Origin of the sequence: Curtobacterium ammoniigenes NBRC 101786 (assembly GCF_001571045.1) — a bacterium.
Lineage (GTDB): Bacteria > Actinomycetota > Actinomycetes > Actinomycetales > Microbacteriaceae > Curtobacterium > Curtobacterium ammoniigenes.
Window position 1 is genome coordinate 188,490 of the sequence record NZ_BCSV01000004.1, and the last position, 19,189, is coordinate 207,678.

The following is a 19,189-nucleotide window of genomic DNA, read 5'->3' on the forward strand; positions in this document are numbered from 1 at the left end:
CCACGCTCACCAGGACGACGGATAGGTCGTCGGAGTGGCAGTCGAGGGGGCGACACGGTACTTCTCGAGCACCTGGGACATCAGGGTGCGGAACGCCGGAGCCGCTGCCCACGAGTACTTGTCGGTCTGCGGCTTGTTGAACGTCACCGTGACAACATACTGGGGGTCCTCGGTCGGTGCCATTCCGACCACGGAGATGATCGTGTCCGGACCGTAGCCCTTCCCGTTCGGCAATGCGACCTGTGCCGTGCCCGTCTTCGCGGAGATGTTGTACCCCGAAATCGGCTGCATGCTTGCGAGGGTGCCGTTCGCGTCCGCCTTGAATGTGCTCTGCAGCATGTCGACCACCTGCGTGGCGGTCGACTGCGACACGACGCGAGTCGGCGTCGCCTTCGGAGCATCGATAACGGTGCCGTCGGGCTTGGTGCAGCCCTTGACGAAATGCAGCGGGATGCGGACACCGCCGTTGGCGAGCGTCTGATACACATTCGCGACCTGGAGCGCGGTCGTTGCGATGCCCTGACCGAACATCGAGTTCTCGTTCGTCTGCGGGTCCCAGTTCGGACTGGTCTGATTCGGCCACGACGGCTGGCCCGGGAACTGAATGTCCGGGTTCTGTTGGAAGAGCCCGAACTTCTTCATGTAGTCGAACCGCGTCTGCGCACTGAGCTGGTCGCCGAGCTCGGTGATCCCGACGTTGGAGGACTGCGCGAGCACGCCGGTCATCGTGAGCTTCTCAGTGGGGTGGAGCTCGGCGTCCGAGATCCGGCCGCCCCAGGGGAACGTGCGTGAGTACGGAACGGTGACGCCGGAGGTCGGCGTCGCCTTGCCCTCCTGGATGAGCGCCGACGCCACGATCGCTTTCATCGTGGATCCGGGCTCATAGGCTGCCGTCAGCGCCCGAGAGCCGAGCGCTCCCGGATCGGATTGGGCGGTGGGCGTGACGTTGTTCGGGTCCACTGTCGGATAGTCGGCGAGGGCGAGCACCTCCCCCGTCTTCGCGTTGGATACCGTCGCGGTCGCCGACGTCGCCTTGAGCGACTGGGCCGCGGTGGCGATGTCCTGCTCCGCCATGTACTGCAGATCCTCGTCGATCGTGGTCTGCAGCGTGCCTCCGTTGACCGGTTCCTTCGTTGTCACCTTGCTGCCGGGAAGCATCACGCCGTCGAGTCCACGCTCGTACGTCTCGGAGCCGTTCGTCGCGCTGAGGCACTGGTTGTACGAGTACTCGAGCCCCGCTTGCGCGCCGTCGGTACCCATGAACCCGGTGAGATTTCCGGCGGTCGCACCGTTGGGGTATACCCGCGCGGCTTGCTTCTCCGGATAGATCCACGGGATGGACAGCGCCATGACCTTCCGGTAAGTAGGGACGTCGAGGCCTTTGACGAGGTAGGTGAAGTTCGAGTTCGGATCGGCCGAGATGTTCTTCTCCATCGTCGCCAGATCCCCGCCCGAGACTGCGGCGAGGGCCGCGAGCGCATCGTGCACGCTCACCGTCTTGATCCGCGTCCCGCCGAGCTTCCCGGAGAAGCCGGCGACGATCTTGGGCGCGGTGGTGATGTTGTAGCGCGTCACGCTGTCCGCGAGTGGCGTGCCGTTCCGATCCACGATCGATCCTCGGACACCGTAGAGCGTCTGCGGAACGCTCGTCTTCGCGACGGACTCACTCGTCAGGGTGGCCGCTTGGACGACCTGGATGTCCACCAGCCGAATGACGAAGACTGCGACAAGCGCGATGACGGCGATCATCACCACGCTGTAGCGAATGCGGCGATGCCGGAGCGTGTTCCTCACGTCGGTTCCTCACGAGGCGGTGCGGGACGCCCCTGGTTCACCGCGTCGACGGCGCCTGGAGCTCGTTCGGGTTCGAGGCTACGGAGGAGTTCGCGGACGCTGCGGACGGCGCGCCCGGCTCCGCCGTGTTCACAGCATTCGAACCGGCTCCGGTCGTCGTTGCCGACGGGGCGCTCTGCGCCGCTCCGGAGGCTGTGGTCGCGTCCGCCGGTGTCGCCGCGCCCGCGGCGCTCGCCTGCTCCTTGCTCGTCGCCGTCGCACCGGGCTTCGCGACCACGTTCACTCCGTCGAGGAGCGAGTTCGCGACTTGATTCGGCTGGCTCGCGGTTGAGTCGGATGCCTTCGCGGGAGTCGGCGTCCCGAATACCTGTCCGGTCTTCGGGTCGAGGTAGACCGGCGTGGTGTTCGCGATCATGCCGAGCGCCTGTGCATTCCGCGCGAGGTTCTGCGGCGACTCGAGGACGCTGAGCTGCTCGTCGAGCGCCTGCTGCGACTGCGTGAGCTGCGTCTGCTGCGCGGTGAGGGCGCTCAACGTGTACGCGCCCTGGCTGAGCATCATGCTGATCCCGAGCTGCGCGAGGAGCAGGATGCCGAGGGATCCCACGGCGATCGCGGCTGCGAGGATCCGGGGTCGTGCTCGACGCTGGGCTCGTGTCGGGGTGACCTCGATCAGATCGGGACGTCGACGCTCCGGCGACCCGGGCAGTGGCGACGGCTCGGCGTGCGCGCGGACCGAGCGAAGGTCGACGGCGAGGTTCGTGCTCATGTCAGTTCCTGATCCGTTCGGCCGCCCGGAGGCGGACAGGGGTGGCGCGTGGGTTCGCGGCGCGCTCGTCGGCGTCCGCGAGTTCCGCACCTTTGATGACCGGGCGGAAGGTCGGTCGGTGCTCGGGGAGTTCGACGGGAAGGTCGTGCGGTGCTGTCGAGGTGGACCGCTCCGCGATCGCGCGTTTGACGATCCGGTCTTCGAGCGACTGGTAGGACTCGACGACGAGTCGACCGCCGATCTCGAGCAGATCCATCGCGGCCGGGATGGCGCGCTCCAACACGCTGAGTTCCGCATTGACCTCGATGCGGAGCGCCTGGAACACGCGCTTCGCCGGGTGCCCCTGTCGCTGCACGGCAGCGGGAGTCGCTCGCGTGAGCACCTCGACGAGGTCGGCGGACCGCTCGAACGGCTGCTCCGCTCGGCGTTCGACGATCGCGTGCGCGTACCGGCCGGCCAGGCGCTCCTCGCCGTACCGCTGGAAGATCCGCCGGAGGTCCGCCTCGTCGTAGGTCGCGAGCACGTCCGCGGCGGTGACACCAGCGGTGCGGTCCATGCGCATGTCCAGCGGCGCGTCCTTGCTATAGGCGAACCCGCGTTCGACACGGTCGAGCTGCAGCGACGAGACGCCGAGATCGAAGAAGACACCGTGGACGCGGTCGAATCCGAGGCCGTCGATCGCCGACGCGATCTCGTCGTAGACGGCGTGCACGAGGTGCACGCGCCCGCCGAAGGTCGCGAGACGCTCACCGGCGATGGCAAGCGCGTCGGTATCGCGGTCCAGCCCGATCAGGGTGACCTCGGGAAAGTGCTCGAGGAGACCCGCTGCGTGGCCGCCCATGCCGAGCGTCGCGTCGACGACGACCTTGCCCGCGCCGCCAAGCGCGGGCTGGAACAGGTCGACCACCCGGTCCAGGAGTACCGGGGTGTGCGGGTACGGTTCGGAGGCTGCTGCCATGTCGGCCCTCGCGCCCTCTGTTCCGTGCCTCCGGATCCCCATCCATCCCGACCTGGCACCGGGGAAGGTGTGCCAGGGCGGACGGCTGGGAGTCCGGAGGCGCGGCGTCAGAAGATGCCGGGGATCACCTCCTCGTCGGTGTCGGCGAATTCGTTCTCGACCTGCGCGTAGTAGGTCTCCCAGGCCGGCGTCGACCAGATCTCGGCATGGTCGCCGGAGCCGATAACGGTGAGATCGCGTTCCAGACCGGCGTAGTCGCGCAGGTTCTGCGGGATCGTGACCCGGTTCTGCTTGTCGGGCTGCTCAGGGCTGGCGCCGGACAGGAAGAGCCGCAGGTAGTCGCGAGCGCGCTTGTTCGTCTGCGGAGCTTGACGGAGCCGGTCGTGCAGGGACTCGAACTCCCGCGTGCTGTACACGACGATGCAGCGCTCCTGACCCCGTGTCATGACGAGGCCACCGGAAAGCTCATCGCGGAACTTGGCCGGAAGGATCACGCGACCCTTCTCGTCGAGCTTCGGGGCATACGTACCGAGCAGCACGTCGACCCCCTCTCGCTCCAGCGGCCACCTTGTTCCTCCACTTTACTCCACCACGCTCCAAATCGGGGAGATTTCGCACCACAGACCTCCCCTGTGCCCCGTTTTGGGGCGCGGGAGCATCGCGGAGGGCCTGCCGCTGCGAGCCTTCGGGGCAGCGCCGGTGAGCGGCGGGGCACGTCGCACCGCGGGTTCGCGTGCCCGGAAGCACGGCGTCGAGCGGCCCCGGCCCGAGTGGAGGAATGTGGAGCGACCTCGCGCTGGCCCGCGCGGATCAGCGAGCCCGCTTCCGATCCCGACCCTGAGGGCGATCCCGAGCGCAACGAAAAACGGGGCCGGCCCCTGGCCGACCCCGTCCTGATGACGTGCTAGTTCTGCTGGTTTCGCTTATCCCAGCGGTCGTTCATGCGATCCATGAACCGGCCGTTCGATCGAGACGACCGGGCACGCTGCGAGCCAGCCCGCCCCGCAACGCGCATGCCCGGGCGCAGCGCCCACAGGACCCCGAGCAGCATGAGGACGAACCCGCCGATACCGATCCATGGCTGGCGCAGCGCCAAGCCGACGATCACCGCCGCGACTCCGGCGAGTGCGACCAGCACGCCGAGCGTGATCGAGGTGTACGTCGGACGACCCACCCTGCGCGTCACGCGCGCCACGAAGTCGGAGTCGTTCTGATAGAGGCTGCGCTCCATCTCCTCGAGGAGGCGCTGCTCTTGCTCCGAGAGTGGCATCTTGGCTCCCTTGTTATCCCTGGGATCGACGCGTGTGTCTAGTGGACCGATTGTATGTCTCGGCCACCCAGTAGGGTAGAGAGCGTGGCTGAGAGTACGCGCTTAGTAGATCTCGTCGCAGCCCGCATCGACCGGGCGCTCTCCGATCAAGCGATCCGCCTCTCGGCAATCAGCCCGGACCTCGAGCCGTTCTCGCAATTCGCCCGCGACCTCCTCGCCGGGGGCAAGCGGTTCCGTGCGCTGTTCTGCTACTGGGGCTGGCAGGCGGTCGCCGGCCGGTCCGGCGCCGCCGATCCGCTCGCGTCCGGCGCGCGTCAGACGACCGCCGAGGCCGTGGTCACCGCAGCGGCCGCGCTCGAGATCTTCCACGCAGCTGCGCTCGTGCACGACGACATCATGGACCGGTCCGACAGTCGCCGAGGACGACCGGCGGCGCACCGACGGTTCGAGGGCGAGCACCGCCTCCACGGCTGGTCCGGCGACGCCGAGCTGTACGGGACGAACGCGGCGCTGCTGTTGGGCGACCTGCTGCTGTCGCAGAGCGACGCCGTGTTCGACGAGGCGCTCGCGCTGCTCGACCCAGCCCGAGCACGCATCGTCCGGAACGAGTTCCACACGATGCGTCTCGACGTCACAGCGGGCCAGTACCTCGACATCCACGAAGAACATGCGTGGCCGACCGTGGACGAGGCGGAGCAGCTGCTGCGCGCGCAGCGCGTCATCGTGTTCAAGTCCGCCAAGTACTCCATCGAGGCCCCGCTCGCCATCGGGGGGCTGATCGCCGGCGCCGACGAGCGTCAGCTCGACGGTTTGCGCTCGTTCGGGCTTCCGCTGGGCGTCGCGTTCCAGCTGCGTGACGACCTCCTCGGTGTCTTCGGCGACCCCGCGGTCACCGGGAAGCCCGCGGGCGACGACCTTCGCGAAGGCAAACGGACCGTTCTCATCGCAACGGCCCGCAAATCCCTGCCCGCGAACGCGCGCGCGATCCTCGACGAACTACTCGGCGACCCGACGCTCGACGACGATCAGATCGCGATGCTGCGCGCCACACTCACCGAATCTGGTGCGGTGGCCGCCGTCGAGCGCTCGATCGAGCGACATGTAACCCGTGCGAAAGCTGCCCTCGATGCCGCGCCGCTGACGCCGTCCGGGCGTGCGGAACTCGCGGCGCTCGCCGACACCGTCACCCGTCGCGTCGCCTGACGGCCTGCGCGTGATCGCCGTGCGCGAGCGATTAAGTCCGCCGCCGGTCAGCGCCGTGCGTCGGCAAGAGAGCCCGGTGCGCGCCAGCGCCGTGCGCGAGCGGCAGAGCCCGCGGGCTCGTCAGAGCAGCGACTGGGCGACGCGGCGAACCTCGGCCTTCCGGCCCGCTCGGAGCGCTGCGATGGGCGAATCCCCAAGCGAGTCCTCGACCGTGATCATCCACCGAACGGCCTCGTCGTCGGAGAAGCCGTTGTCTCCCAGCACGATCAGCGTGCCGCGCAGCTCCGGCAACGGCTCAGCCCCGTCAAGGAATGACGCCGGCACCCGCAGCACGCCGTCCACTTTGGCGGCGAGCAAGGCACGCTGCTCGAAGAGTCGATGAATGCGCCCCGGGCTCACACCGAGGATCTCGACGAGGTCCGGCACCGTCAGCCACCGCTCGGAGTCGGCACCGTCGTTGGGGAGTGCTTCGCTCACCCCACCATCGTGCCAGACTTCCCGGCCACCGCCAGGATCGAGGACTGAATTCTCTTCAGTCACATCCATAACATTGACATCTCTGGTTGACTCCTGTTACCCCACGTGCCACGGTTGACCCGAATCAGCCTGGGCGCGAGCCCACTCACTCGTCAGCCGGAGGATCGCCGTGGAGAACCCAGACGAACTCGCGCGGCGCGCACGTGTCGCGCGATTCGCGACGGTGCCGATCGTGCTCGTCGGCACGATCGCTGTGACGGCAGGGTTGACCGGCCCGGTCGCCAACGCTGCCCCACGCCATGACGCCGAGCGCGACACGCATCGCCGCCCTGCCCCGGACCGTGCGGGGACGGATATCACTGCCGGGCCGGTGAGTCGCGCCGCGTTGACGGTGAGCGCTTCGAACGCGCAGGCCACCGGGCGCACGGTCAGCACGGTCAGCGCGATCATCACCGTGCCGTCGACCTACGTCGTCCAGCAGGGCGATACGGTCAGTGCAATCGCAGAGCGCTTCGGTCTCGCGGCGAACGACGTGCTCGCACGCAACGGATTGCGCTGGAACACGATCATCCATCCCGGCCAGCAGCTCCAGCTCCGGTCTGCGCAGACGCCCACCGCGCAGCCCGCGCCGCCAACGATCTCGTACCGTGTCGTTCCCGGCGACACGGTCACCGCGATCGCGCGACGCGCAGGCGTCTCCAATGCCGCGGTAATCGCAGCGAACGCCCTGCCCGCAGATGGGCGCATCGTCGCCGGTCAGACGCTGATCATTCCCGCCGCGCCGACCACAGCACCGGCCGCACCTGCTCCCGCCGCTGCGACGACCACGTCGAACGCACCCGCGCCCGCGCCGGCTCGAGAGCCAGCCATCGCGGGATCCGTGACGATCGCGCCGGGACAGACCGCGGCCTCCATCGCGTCGGCGAACGGCGTGAGCGTCTCCGCGCTGCTCGCTGCGAACGGCCTCACCTACACAAGCACGATCTACGCGGGTGCGAAGCTCGTGATCCCCGTCGACCGCTACGCGCTCACCGCGGAGCAGCGCGCGAACGCCGCGATCATCGTCAGCGTCGGGCGTCAACTCGGCGTCCCGCCGCAGGGCATCGTGGTCGCGCTCGCAGCCGCGATGCAGGAGTCGGGCCTCCGCAATCTCGCAGGCGGGGACCGCGACTCGGTCGGCTTGTTCCAGCAGCGTCCGAGCCAGGGGTGGGGAACCCCGGTCCAGCTGCAGAACCAGCGGTACGCGGCAACGCTCTTCTTCGGCGGCCCGAACAACCCGAATGCCGGGACGACCCGCGGCCTCCTCGACGTTCCCGGGTGGCAATCGATGACCGTCACCCAAGCCGCACAGGCGGTTCAGGTCTCCGCCTACCCGAACGCGTACGGCCAGTGGCAGCAGGCGGCGACGCACTGGCTCGCCAGCCTCTGAGCACCGGCACGTGAGCACGTGCACTGCAGGGCCACGCGGCGAAAGGTCGAGATTCGATCACGCTCAGCGGGTCGACAGACAGACGTCGAGCGCACCTTCATAGAATGCCGCCGATGACGTCGAATGCCACCTCGGATCCGATGATCGGTCGCATGATCGATCAGCGGTATCGCGTGCGCTCGCGGATCGCTCGCGGCGGGATGGCCACGGTGTACCTCGCGACGGACGTCCGCCTCGAGCGTCGCGTCGCCATCAAGATCATGCACGGGCATCTCGCGGACGATCCCGGCTTCCGCAATCGGTTCATCCAAGAGGCACGATCGGCCGCACGGCTGTCGCACCCGAACCTCGTCGGGGTCTACGACCAGGGCCAGGAGCAGGACTGCACGTACATCGTCATGGAGTACATCCCGGGTATCACCCTCCGGGACCTGCTCCACGAGCACCGTGCACTGACCAGCACGCAGGCGGTCGACATTCTGGAGGCAGTGCTCGCCGGTCTCGCGTCGGCGCACCGTGCGGGCATCGTGCATCGCGACCTCAAGCCGGAGAACGTCCTGCTCGCCGACGACGGACGCATCAAGCTGGGGGATTTCGGGCTCGCTCGTGCCGCGAGCGCGAACACCGCGACGGGCGCAGCGCTCCTCGGCACGATCGCATACCTGTCGCCGGAACTCGTCACGCGCGGACAGGCCGACGCTCGAAGCGACATCTACGCGATCGGCATCATGCTGTACGAGATGCTCACCGGCGAGCAGCCGTACAAGGGCGAGCAGCCCATGCAGATCGCCTACCAGCATGCGCACGATCAGGTCCCCCTCCCGAGTCGCGCCGTCCCGTCGGTGCCGCCGCAGCTGGACGACCTCGTGCAGTGGGCGACCGAGCGCGATCCCGCCGCACGACCCCACGACGCGCGCGCGATGCTCGACCGCGTCGAACAGATCTCACCGATGCTCACCGAGCGGTACGACACCGCGGTCCTCCCGCGGGGGGACGCGACCACAGCCGTGTTCGCGCCCGCAACCGCCGGCGGCGCGATGGCGGGGACCGCTTGGGACGATGGGCCGACCTCCGTCGTTCCTCCGGCGCGACCGTCATCGTCAGGGCCCACCACCACCGTCCCACCGGTCTGGCCACAGCCCCCGACCGCGGGCAGCGGTGCCGTGCCCACGAGAGCCGAGCAGATCGCCGAAGGGCAGGTGTTCACGCCGGCCGGACAGCGGCTGGCTGACAAGAGTGCCCGGCGGCGACGCCGCGGGTGGGTGCTGTTCGCCATCGTGCTCGCGGTCGCGCTAGCCGCTGCCGGAACGACCTGGTGGTTCGGGCCTGGCCCCGGCGGGAACGTCCGGATCCCAGCGGTGGCCGGCAAGACGATCGCCCAGGCGACCGCGCTGCTGGAAGCCCGAGGACTGCACACCGCGGCCACCGAGGGGTCGCAGTTCGACGCGATCATCCCGAAGGGGTCGGTCGCCACGACACGACCGGCGGCGCATCGTCAAGTCACGCGCGGCACAACCGTCGAGCTCGTGCTGTCGAACGGCCCTCGGATGATCTCACTGCCTGCGATCGTCGGACAACCGCTCTCGACGGTTCGCGCAGCCCTGGCACCGAACTTCCATCTGCAGCCGCTGAAGAAGCAGTTCGACGACGCGGCCCCGGATACCGTCCTCGGGGCGACCGGAACGAACAGCGACGGGTCGGCGGTCGACCTCACGACCCTGCACACCTATCCGCAGCGGGGCCAGATCACGCTCACCGTCTCGCTCGGGCCGGTGCCCGCCGTGACCGGAAAGAGCCTGCAGGACGCGACCACGGCCCTCCAGAACGTCGGGCTTGTCGTCGCACCGGAACACCAGCAGTACAGCGACACGGTGCCGGCCGGTGTCGTGATCAGCGCGACGCCGAGCGGATCCCCCGTCGTCCAGGGCTCGACCGTGACGCTCACGGTGTCCCGCGGGCCGGCACCCATCACGCTGCCGGACGTGACGCACGAGACGATCAACCGCGCGTCATCGACACTGCAGAGCCTCGGTCTGAAGGTCACCTACCCGGACTGCACGAACGTGCTGTGCGCCTTCTACGACTGGAAGGCGACCCTGCCGGTCTCCGGCACCAATCCGGCTCCGGGGACCGTCGTGCGCCGCGGCGACACGATCACGCTCGACTACAAGCAATAGTCAAGCTGAGGCGTGCGCGTCGCTCAGCGCGCGTGGCTGGAGAGCTCTTCCGCGACGAGGAATGCGAGTTCCAGCGACTGCACGTGGTTCAGTCGCGGGTCGCACAGGCTCTCGTACCGCGTCGCCAACGTTGCCTCGTCGATCTGCTCGGAGCCGCCCAGGCACTCGGTCACGTCGTCGCCGGTGAGCTCGACGTGAATGCCACCCGGGTAGGTGCCGACCGCTCGATGCGACTCGAAGAAGCCGCGCACCTCGTCGACCACGTCATCGAAGCGCCGCGTCTTGTAGCCCGTCGGCGTGGTCAGCCCGTTGCCGTGCATCGGGTCGGACACCCAGAGCGGGTTCGCGTCCATCGCCTTGATTCCCTCGAGGAGCGGCGGCAGTGCATCGCGGATCTTGCCAGCGCCCATCCGCGTGATGAAGGTGAGGCGGCCAGGCTCGCGCTCCGGGTCGAGGCGATCGATCAATGCCTCCATGTCGGAGACGCTGGTCGTCGGGCCGAGCTTCACGCCGATCGGGTTGCGGACGCGGGACAGGAAATCGACGTGGGCACCGTCGATGTCGCGGGTGCGCTCCCCGACCCAGATGAAGTGACCGGACGTGTCGTACGGAAGCCCAGACCGTGAATCGATACGGGTCATCGGGCGCTCGTAGTCCATGAGCAGTCCCTCATGGGAGGCGTAGAACTCGACGTGCCGAAGCTCGTCGAAGTCGGCACCGCACGCGTCCATGAAGCGGATCGCGCGATCGATCTCTTTTGCGAGGTGCTCGTAGCGCGCGTTCGCGGGGTTCTCGGCGAAGCCCTTGTTCCAGGAGTGGACCTGCCGCAGATCCGCGAAGCCACCCTGCGTGAACGCGCGGACGAGGTTCAGAGTCGACGCGGCGGTGTGGTAGCCACGAATCAGCCGCCGCGGGTCGGCCTGCCGGGACTCGGGGGTGAAGTCGTATCCATTGATGATGTCGCCGCGGTAGGCGGGCAGGGTGACGTCACCGCGCGTCTCGAAGTCGCTCGAGCGAGGCTTGGCGAACTGCCCCGCCATGCGCCCCATCTTGATCACCGGCATGGACGCGCCGTAGGTCAGAACGACAGCCATCTGCAGAATCGTCTTGACGCGGTCGCGGATCGAGTCCGCCGTCGCACCCGCGAACGTTTCGGCGCAGTCCCCGCCCTGGAGGAGGAAGGCCTTCCCTTGGGCAGCTTCAGCCAGGCGTGATCGAAGCACGTCCACCTCGCCCGCGAAGACGAGCGGCGGCAGCGTGGCGATCTCGGCGGAAGCCGCCTCCGCCGCGGCAGCATCCGGCCATGCAGGCTGTTGCTTGATCGGCAGCGTGCGCCAATAGTCGAGACCTTCGAGCACGTCCGGATCCTGCGGGGCGACGGTGTCGATCTCGAACAACGGCAAATCCTCGTAACGGTGTGTGGCACGGCCACCGGGCGAGCCCGGACGACCGGAGCGGCCTGATCGGGAGGTGCCGCCCGCGGACGGACGGCGCTGCAAGCCTAACGTGCGGCTGCAGCCTCCTTCACGCTTGAGGCATATACGTCCGCGTACTCCTGCCGGCTGATCTGCCGCAGCTCGTGCATGATCTCGTCGGTGACGCTGCGGAGGATGAATCGGTCGGACTCCATCCCCGCAAAGCGCGAGAAGTCGAGCGGCTTGCCGAAGACGACACCCACGCGCTTGATCTTCGGCAGCGGCTGACCGATCTGCTGCACCTCGCGGGTGCCGACCATCGCGACTGGGACGACGACGACGCGCCCTTCGAGCACCATGCGGGCGACCCCCGTCCGTCCGCGATAGAGCCGCCCATCAGGACTGCGCGTGCCCTCGGGATAGATCCCCAACTGCTCGCCGCGTGCCAGCACCTGCAGCCCGGTTCGAAGCGATGCTTCGGAGGCCTTGCCGCCCGATCGGTCGATCGGCAACTGACCGATGCCATTGAAGAACACGCGCGTGAACCAGCCCTTGAGGCCGCGCCCAGTGAAGTAGTCGCTCTTCGCGAGGAACGAGATCCGACGGTCGAGCACCGCTGGCAGGATCACCGAATCGATGAACGACACGTGGTTCGAGGCGAATATCACCGGACCGGACGCCGGCACGTTCTCGCGGCCGACGACCCACGGACGAAACAGGGTCAGGATCAGCGGGCCCAGGAAGAAGTTCTTCAGGATCCAGTACAGCATCGTCGGCTCCGTATCCGGCGGGGACTCACGCGGCCCGCGCGTGGATGCGCGCGAGGTCAGCGGCGCCGACGACACCCGCATCGTTGACGAGCTCGGCGATGACGAACTCTGGTTCGGGATGATAGCCGCGCGCCGGCAGATTGCCGAGGTAGGCCTGTCGAATCGGCTCCAGGAGGCGCTCCCCCGCGCTTGCGACACCGCCGCCGAACACGAACAGTTGCGGGTCGAGGATCGCGGAGAGCGACGCGCAGGCCTCCCCCAGGTGCCGTCCCAGTCGGCGGAGCGCCGCGAGTGCCCCGGGATCGTCCGCGAGGATGAGATTGCCGATGGTCGCTCCGTCGAGCTCGCCGCCGTTCGCCGCTCGCGCGTCGGCGAGGGCCTGACCGATCCCACCTGCGTCGGCGACGTCGTTCGCCATCCGCTGCAGGGCGCGGCCGGACCCGTATTGCTCGATGCATCCGCGGGCGCCGCACCCGCACGGGAGGCCGCCCGGGACGATGCGCATGTGCCCGAGCTCCCCGCCGGTGCCGAAGCCGCCGCGGAACAGCCGGTCCTCCGTCACGATGGCCCCGCCCACTCCGGTCCCGATCGTCAGCATCGTCATGTCGCTGACGAGGCGACCGGCACCGAAGCGGAACTCTGCCCACCCGGCCGCGTTCGCGTCGTTGTCCACCGTGATGTGGATGTCGCCGAGCCGATCCTGCAAGCGCTGCCGCAACGGTTCGTTCCGCCATCGAATGTTCGGCGTGTAGTAGACGATCGACTGCGAGGCGTCGATGAACCCGGGTGCTGCGACCCCGACGGCCTCGACCTCGTGGGCGCTGCGCAGCCGCTGCACCATGCCGACGACATCGTCGAGCATCGCGACGGGGTCGGCTGCATTGGTCGCCACCCGATCCTCGGCGATGATCTCGCCGAGTTCGGACACGACCGCGCCAGCGATCTTCGTTCCCCCGATGTCGATACCGATGGCGTGCACGAATGCTGAGCCTACCGGCCGCTCGGAGTTCCGTCGGCGTAATCGCCTCCGGCACACCGCTCGCGCTCCGAGTGGGGTTCTATGCTGAGGCGACGCACCGCCGATCGCGGTGCGCGACTATCGAACCGGCTGACAAAGGAGTTGCCGTGACCGATCAGCAGCCCGACCAGGTGACCGCCACCACGCACGCCGCAGACCGCGGCTCCGCAGCGACGACACTGCTGCAACGCGCAAGCGCGACGCCTGATCGTCCGATCCTTGCGGTCCGTACCGGTGACGACTGGTCGCCGATCACGGCGCGCGAGACGCTTGACCGGGTTCGTGCGATCGCGCGCGGGCTCATCGCGGCCGGCCTCGAGCCGGGCGCGCATGTCGCGATCCTGTCTCGGACCCGCTTGGAGTGGACGGTCGTCGACTACGGGATCTGGCTCGCGGGCCTCGTCTCCGTCCCCGTCTACGAGACCAGTTCCCCGGATCAGATCCGGTACATCCTCGCGGACTCGGAGGCCGTGGCGATCATCGTCGAAAACGATGAGCACGCGCGCCGAGTGAGCAGCATCGCCCCGGATCTCCCGCATCTCAAGCAGCACTGGACGATCGACGGGGGCGGTCTCGACGACCTCGCTGCGCTCGGGTCTGACGTGCCGGATCTCACGCTCGATGCTCGAGTCGCCGCGGTGCGTGGAACCGATGACGCGACCATCATCTATACGTCTGGCACCACCGGACGTCCGAAGGGATGCGTCCTCCGGCACGATAACTTCACGGGCACGATCGAGGGTGCGCAGGACGGCATGGCCGAGGTGCTGGCGGACGGATCGTCAACACTGCTGTTCATTCCGATGGCGCACGTCTTCGCACGATTCATCGCCGTGATGAGCGTTGCCAGCGGCGTCCTCGTCGGTCACGAGCCGGACACGAAGGATCTCATGCATGCGGTTGCAACGTTCAAGCCGACGTTCCTCCTCGCGGTGCCGCGCGTTTTCGAGAAGATCTACAACTCGGCGGAGCAGCGCGCCGCACTCGCCGGGCGGGGAGGCGCGTTCAAGGCCGCCACGGACGTCGCCGTCGCGCACTCTGAAGCGCTCGCGGCGGGCCGGGTCCCGCTCGGCCTCCGGCTGAAGTTCGCGCTGTTCGATCGGCTCGTCTATTCCAAGCTGCGTGACGCGATGGGAGGCCGTGTCCAGTACGCGATCAGCGGCTCAGCCCCGCTCTCGCCCCGGCTCGCGCATTTCTTCCGCTCGGTCGGCGTTCTCATCCTCGAGGGGTACGGGCTCACCGAGACGACCGCGCCGGCGACGGTGAACCGCGCGGCTGAGGTGCAGATCGGGACGGTCGGTCGTGCCCTGCCGGGCGTGGAGCTCAGGATCGCCGACAACGGCGAGGTCCTCGTCCGCGGTGTCGACGTGTTCGACCGGTACTGGAATCGGCCCGACGCGACGGCGGAGGCGTTCGTCGATGGCTGGTTCCACACCGGCGACCTGGGCGAGCTCGACGCCGCCGGGATCCTGACCATCACCGGACGCGCGAAGGAACTGATCGTCACCGCAAGCGGGAAGAACGTCGCGCCTGCGCCGCTTGAGGACGCGATCCGGGAGCACCCGCTCATCGCTCAGGTGATCGTGGTCGGCGAAGGCAAGCCGTTCGTCGCGGCGCTCGTCACGCTCGACCGTGAGATGCTGCCGGGCTGGTGCGCGGCGAACGGCATCACGCCCGCCCTGTCCCTTCGCGAGGCCGTCTACGACGATCGGGTTCATGCGGCGGTGCAGGATGCCGTGAATACGGCGAACGCTCGCGTCTCCCGGGCCGAGTCGGTTCGTTCCTTCACCATCCTCGATGCCGAATTGACGGAGGCGTCGGGTCACCTGACCCCGAAGCTCACCATCAAGCGCGCGCCGGTCCTGAAGGACTTCGCCGTCGACATCGATCACATCTACTCGGGATCGAAGGTCCAGACGACGGCGGTGCCGGTCGTGGAGCACCGGCGCCGGGGCCGCTAAGAGCCGCCGATCCGGGAGCAGGACTGGTCTAGTGGAACCAGTCCTGCTCCCGGATGGCCCGCAGGGCCTCCCGGCGGGTGGCCGGCTCCAGGGTCATCACGTAGACGGTGCCGTCGAGGTGGTCGGTCTCATGCTGCAGCGCCTGCGCCATGAGCCCTTCACCTTCGAGCACGACCTCGTTGCCGTCCACGTCGACGCCCCGCACCTTGGCGTAGGGATAGCGCGGGGTGGGATAGGCGAGGCCGGGAACGGACAGGCACCCTTCGTCGATGAGTTCGCGATCACCGCGGACCTCGACGATCTCCGGATTGATGATGTAGCCGACCTCACCGTCGACGTTGTATGAGAACGCGCGGAGTCCCACACCGATCTGGTTCGCGGCGACGCCGGCGCGTCCTGGCTCGCGCACGGTGTCCATGAGGTCGTCGACGAGGTCGCGGATGCCGGGTGCGCCGACGCGCACCGGGTCGGTGGCGGAACGGAGGATGGGGTCGCCGAATAGGCGGATCGGACGAACGGTCATCGGGGAGCGAGCACCACCAGGAGATCGCCGGCGTCGACCTGTTGTGTCGTCGGGATCGCGAGTCGGCGAACCGTTCCTGCATGCTGTGCGGTGATCGCAGCCTCCATCTTCATCGCCTCGATGGTCGCGACGGCCTGCCCGGCCTCGACCGTGTCGCCGACCGCGACGCTCAGCGTGACGACGCCCGCGAAGGGCGCTCCGACGTGTCCCGGGTCGGCCCGGTCGGCCTTCTCCGCGTCCTTCGTCGCGACGGCGACCGACCGGTCGCGTACGGCCACCGGCCGCAGCTGCCCGTTCAGGGTGGCCATCACGGTTCGGATGCCGCGGTCGTCGGCGGAACCGATCGCCTCCAGACCGACGAAGAGCGACACGCCCGGCGCGAGCTCGACGACGTGCTCTTCGCCCTGACGGAGGCCGTACAGGTAGTCGACCGTGTTCACTGCCGACAGATCGCCATACTGTTCGCGAACGCGCTCGAACTGCTTCGTCGGGCCGGGGAACAGCAGGCGGTTCAGCGCCGCGCGGCGCTCGGGTCCAGGTTCGGCGAGCGACGCGGCTTCGCTCGCGGGCACCGGCGTGATCTCGATCGAGACAGTGCGGCCGGCGAGCACCTTGGAGCGGAACGGTTCCGGCCAGCCGCCAGGCAGGTCGCCGAGCTCGCCGGCCATGAACCCGACCACTGAGTCGGGAAGGTCGTACTTGTCGGGATGTTCCTCGAAATCGTGAGGGTCCGCGTCGATCGCCGCAAGCTGCAGGGCGAGGTCACCGACCACCTTGGAGGACGGGGTCACCTTGGTCGGGCGCCCGAGGATCCGGTTCGCCTCGGCATACCAGTCCTCGACCGCCTCGAACCGATCCCCAAGGCCGAGCGCGATCGCCTGCTGGCGGAGGTTGGACAGCTGCCCTCCGGGGATCTCGTGCTTGTAGACCCGCCCCGTCGGCCCGGGGAGTCCGGACTCGAACGGCTTGTAGGCGCGACGCACAGCCTCCCAGTACGGCTCGAGATCGCTGACCGCCTCGAGCGAGAGCCCCGTATCCCGATCCGTGTGCGCGAGCGCTGCGACGAGCGCCGACATCGACGGCTGCGAGGTGGTTCCCGCCATCGGCGCGCTCGCGACGTCGACGGCGTCCGCGCCCGCTCGGGAGGCCGCCAACAGTGTGGCCAGCTGCCCGCCCGCCGTATCGTGCGTGTGCACGTGGACGGGTTGATCGAATCGCTCCCGGAGCGCCCGCACCAGCGTCTCGGCCGCTCCCGCGCGCAGCAGCCCGGCCATGTCCTTGATGCCGATGACGTGCGCCCCCGCCTCGACCACCTGCTCCGCGAGACGGAGGTAGTAGTCGAGCGTGTAGAGATCCTCGGCCGGGTTCAGGAGGTCGCCGGAGTAGCAGAGCGCGGCTTCGGCGACGGCCGTGTCGGTCGCGAGCACGGCCTCCAGAGCGGGTCGCATCTGGGCCACGTCGTTCAGCGCGTCGAACACGCGGAAGATGTCGACGCCGGTGGCGGCGGCTTCGGCGACGAACGCGTCGGTCACCTCGGTCGGATAGGGCGTGTAGCCGACCGTGTTGCGGCCCCGGAGGAGCATCTGGATCGGAATGTTCGGCATCGCCGCACGCAGCGCGGCGAGGCGCTCCCAGGGGTCCTCACCGAGGAAGCGGAGGGCGACGTCGTACGTGGCGCCGCCCCACGCCTCCATGCTGAGCAGCTCGGGGGTCAGCCGGGCGACGTACGGCGCCACGGCGATGAGGTCCTTCGACCGAACGCGGGTGGCGAGCAGGGACTGATGCGCATCGCGCATGGTGGTTTCGGTCACCGCGAGCTCGGTCTGCGCGCGCAGCGCCCGGGCCCAGTCGGCCGGACCGAGGAGGCGGAGGCGGTCGCGCTGGCCCTCCGGCACGGGCGCGGACAGGTCGATGCCGGGAAGCTTCAGCATCGGGTCGACGACCCCGCTCCCGTCCCCGTTGGGCTGGTTCACCGTCACGTCGGCGAGCCAGTTCACGATCTTCGTGCCGCGGTCTCTCGAGACATGACCGCTGAACAGCTGTGGCCGCTCTTCGATAAACGCCGTCGAGACGTCGCCACGCGCGAAGTCGGAGTCCTCGAGCACCGCCTGCAGGAACGGGATGTTCGTCGAAACGCCGCGAATCCGGAACTCGGCAAGGGCCCGACGAGCGCGAGCGACGGCCGCCGGGAATGTTCGCCCGCGGCACGTCATCTTGACGAGCATCGAGTCGAAGTGCGGACTGATCTGAGCCCCGGTGGCGACGGTGCCGCCGTCGAGACGGACTCCCGACCCGCCCGGGCTGCGGTAGGTCGTGATGCGCCCGGTGTCCGGACGGAAGCCCTGGGTCGGGTCCTCGGTCGTGATCCGGCATTGCAGCGCGGCTCCGTGCACGGCGACGGTCTCTTGCGTCAGTCCGAGATCCGCGAGAGTCTCACCGGCCGCGATGCGCATCTGCGACTGGACGAGATCGACGTCGGTGATCTCCTCGGTGACCGTGTGCTCGACCTGGATGCGCGGATTCATCTCGATGAACACGTGCTGGCCCGCACGGTCCCCCACGGTATCCACCAGGAACTCGACCGTTCCGGCGTTCACGTAGCCGATCGACCGCGCAAAAGCGATGGCATCCCGGTGAAGGGCGGCGCCGATGGCCGGGTCGAGATTGGGCGCAGGCGCGATCTCGATGACCTTTTGGTTGCGCCGTTGCACCGAGCAGTCCCGCTCGAACAGATGGATCGTCCCGGCATCAGTGCCGGTCGCGTCCGCGAGGATCTGGACCTCGATGTGGCGGGGCCGGAGGACGGCCTGCTCGAGGAACATCGTCGGATCGCCGAACGCGCTGTCCGCCTCGCGCATGGCCGCCTCGAGCGCCGGACGGAGCTCCTCCTTCGTCTCGACACGGCGCATCCCGCGACCGCCGCCGCCGGCGACCGCTTTCGCGAAGACCGGGAAACCGATCTCGTCGGCACCGGCGAGCAGCTCGTCGATGTCACGACTGGCCGGGGTGCTGCGCAGAACGGGGACGCCCGCTGCGACCGCGTGCTCCTTCGCGGTGACCTTGTTTCCGGCCATCTCAAGGACGTGCTCCCCCGGGCCGATGAACGTGATGTCGTTCGCCGCCGCGGCCGCTGCCAGCTCCGGATTCTCGGACAGGAACCCGTAGCCGGGGTAGATCGCGTCCGCGCCGGCCAGGCGCGCGACGCGGATGATCTCCGCGACGTCGAGGTAGGCACGGACAGGGTGTCCCGGCTCGCCGATCTGATAGGCCTCGTCGGCCTTGAGGCGGTGCTGCGAGTTGCGGTCCTCGTACGGGTAGACCGCGACAGTGCGGGCCCCGAGCTCGTACGCCGCGCGGAAGGCACGAATCGCGATCTCGCCTCGGTTCGCGACCAGGATCTTCCGGAACACACTGAGCCTTTCAGCGGA

The 19,189-nt window shown here is 68.5% G+C and carries 15 protein-coding genes; 4 read left to right on the forward strand and 11 right to left on the reverse strand.

Going from position 1 to position 19,189, the window contains the following annotated elements:
- Window positions 1-6 precede the first annotated feature (6 nt).
- The 5 genes from CAM01S_RS09935 to CAM01S_RS09955 all read right to left on the reverse strand — a co-directional run bounded on the left by CAM01S_RS09935 (window position 7) and on the right by CAM01S_RS09955 (window position 4,788).
- Complete coding sequence (locus CAM01S_RS09935) at window positions 7-1,794, reverse strand: peptidoglycan D,D-transpeptidase FtsI family protein (protein WP_066520518.1); 1,788 nt, start codon at window positions 1,792-1,794, stop codon at window positions 7-9.
- Between the two features lie 37 nt (window positions 1,795-1,831).
- Window positions 1,832-2,560 (reverse strand): cell division protein FtsL, encoded by a 729-nt coding sequence (ftsL, locus tag CAM01S_RS09940; protein ID WP_066520525.1) that lies wholly within the window; start codon window positions 2,558-2,560, stop codon window positions 1,832-1,834.
- A gap of 1 nt (window position 2,561) precedes the next feature.
- Window positions 2,562-3,518 carry a 16S rRNA (cytosine(1402)-N(4))-methyltransferase RsmH gene (gene rsmH / locus CAM01S_RS09945; protein ID WP_066520533.1) on the reverse strand — a complete coding sequence of 319 codons (957 nt, stop codon included), beginning with the start codon at window positions 3,516-3,518 and terminating at the stop codon, window positions 2,562-2,564.
- Between the two features lie 107 nt (window positions 3,519-3,625).
- The gene (gene mraZ, locus CAM01S_RS09950; RefSeq protein WP_066520536.1) at window positions 3,626-4,057 is read right to left on the reverse strand and encodes a division/cell wall cluster transcriptional repressor MraZ; all 432 of its coding nucleotides are present in this window, start codon (window positions 4,055-4,057) and stop codon (window positions 3,626-3,628) included.
- Window positions 4,058-4,422: 365 nt separating this feature from the next.
- Entirely contained in the window at window positions 4,423-4,788 is a 366-nt protein-coding gene (locus CAM01S_RS09955) for an SCO2097 family morphological protein (protein ID WP_066520543.1), read from the reverse strand.
- A gap of 84 nt (window positions 4,789-4,872) precedes the next feature.
- Between CAM01S_RS09955 and CAM01S_RS09960 the strand changes: the two genes are divergently transcribed.
- Complete coding sequence (locus CAM01S_RS09960) at window positions 4,873-5,991, forward strand: polyprenyl synthetase family protein (RefSeq protein ID WP_066520546.1); 1,119 nt, start codon at window positions 4,873-4,875, stop codon at window positions 5,989-5,991.
- A 120-nt stretch (window positions 5,992-6,111) separates the two neighbouring features.
- Here CAM01S_RS09960 and CAM01S_RS09965 read toward each other — a convergent pair whose 3' ends face one another.
- Window positions 6,112-6,468, reverse strand: coding sequence for an Rv2175c family DNA-binding protein (locus tag CAM01S_RS09965; RefSeq protein WP_066520548.1), 357 nt, complete (start codon window positions 6,466-6,468; stop codon window positions 6,112-6,114).
- A 169-nt stretch (window positions 6,469-6,637) separates the two neighbouring features.
- On the opposite strand from CAM01S_RS09965, the gene CAM01S_RS09970 reads away from it, so the two are divergent.
- Both CAM01S_RS09970 and pknB read left to right on the forward strand, forming a co-directional pair.
- Window positions 6,638-7,897, forward strand: coding sequence for a LysM peptidoglycan-binding domain-containing protein (locus CAM01S_RS09970; RefSeq protein ID WP_066520554.1), 1,260 nt, complete (start codon window positions 6,638-6,640; stop codon window positions 7,895-7,897).
- A gap of 113 nt (window positions 7,898-8,010) precedes the next feature.
- Window positions 8,011-10,074: a Stk1 family PASTA domain-containing Ser/Thr kinase gene (gene pknB / locus CAM01S_RS09975; RefSeq protein ID WP_066521195.1), complete on the forward strand. Its 2,064-nt coding sequence runs from the start codon at window positions 8,011-8,013 to the stop codon at window positions 10,072-10,074.
- A gap of 23 nt (window positions 10,075-10,097) precedes the next feature.
- Here the strand turns inward: pknB and CAM01S_RS09980 are convergent, their stop codons facing one another.
- The 3 genes from CAM01S_RS09980 to CAM01S_RS09990 all read right to left on the reverse strand — a co-directional run bounded on the left by CAM01S_RS09980 (window position 10,098) and on the right by CAM01S_RS09990 (window position 13,238).
- The gene (locus CAM01S_RS09980) at window positions 10,098-11,432 is read right to left on the reverse strand and encodes a class II 3-deoxy-7-phosphoheptulonate synthase (RefSeq protein WP_066521197.1); all 1,335 of its coding nucleotides are present in this window, start codon (window positions 11,430-11,432) and stop codon (window positions 10,098-10,100) included.
- A 143-nt stretch (window positions 11,433-11,575) separates the two neighbouring features.
- On the reverse strand, window positions 11,576-12,259 hold the full coding sequence (locus CAM01S_RS09985; RefSeq protein ID WP_066521199.1) for a lysophospholipid acyltransferase family protein: 684 nt from the start codon (window positions 12,257-12,259) through the stop codon (window positions 11,576-11,578).
- A gap of 25 nt (window positions 12,260-12,284) precedes the next feature.
- A complete protein-coding gene (locus CAM01S_RS09990) occupies window positions 12,285-13,238 on the reverse strand; it encodes an ROK family protein (protein ID WP_066520555.1) in 954 nt (317 codons plus the stop codon).
- Between the two features lie 146 nt (window positions 13,239-13,384).
- Between CAM01S_RS09990 and CAM01S_RS09995 the strand changes: the two genes are divergently transcribed.
- Window positions 13,385-15,238 carry an AMP-dependent synthetase/ligase gene (locus tag CAM01S_RS09995; protein ID WP_245631603.1) on the forward strand — a complete coding sequence of 618 codons (1,854 nt, stop codon included), beginning with the start codon at window positions 13,385-13,387 and terminating at the stop codon, window positions 15,236-15,238.
- A gap of 28 nt (window positions 15,239-15,266) precedes the next feature.
- Here CAM01S_RS09995 and CAM01S_RS10000 read toward each other — a convergent pair whose 3' ends face one another.
- Both CAM01S_RS10000 and CAM01S_RS10005 read right to left on the reverse strand, forming a co-directional pair.
- A complete protein-coding gene (locus CAM01S_RS10000) occupies window positions 15,267-15,761 on the reverse strand; it encodes a peptide deformylase (protein WP_066520563.1) in 495 nt (164 codons plus the stop codon).
- Complete coding sequence (locus CAM01S_RS10005; RefSeq protein WP_066520564.1) at window positions 15,758-19,171, reverse strand: pyruvate carboxylase; 3,414 nt, start codon at window positions 19,169-19,171, stop codon at window positions 15,758-15,760. Before CAM01S_RS10005 ends, CAM01S_RS10000 begins: the two co-directional genes overlap by 4 nt.
- Between the last annotated feature and the right edge of the window lie 18 nt (window positions 19,172-19,189).

Bases quoted from the DNA above. Each gene is read 5' to 3' on its own strand.
- rsmH (WP_066520533.1), bottom strand. From the start codon at position 3,518: ATGGCAGCAGCCTCCGAACCGTACCCGCACACCCCGGTACTCCTGGAC.
- ftsL (WP_066520525.1), bottom strand. From the start codon at position 2,560: ATGAGCACGAACCTCGCCGTCGACCTTCGCTCGGTCCGCGCGCACGCC.
- CAM01S_RS10000 (WP_066520563.1), bottom strand. From the start codon at position 15,761: ATGACCGTTCGTCCGATCCGCCTATTCGGCGACCCCATCCTCCGTTCC.
- pknB (WP_066521195.1), top strand. From the start codon at position 8,011: ATGACGTCGAATGCCACCTCGGATCCGATGATCGGTCGCATGATCGAT.
- CAM01S_RS09955 (WP_066520543.1), bottom strand. From the start codon at position 4,788: ATGCCACTCTCGGAGCAAGAGCAGCGCCTCCTCGAGGAGATGGAGCGC.
- CAM01S_RS09985 (WP_066521199.1), bottom strand. From the start codon at position 12,259: ATGCTGTACTGGATCCTGAAGAACTTCTTCCTGGGCCCGCTGATCCTG.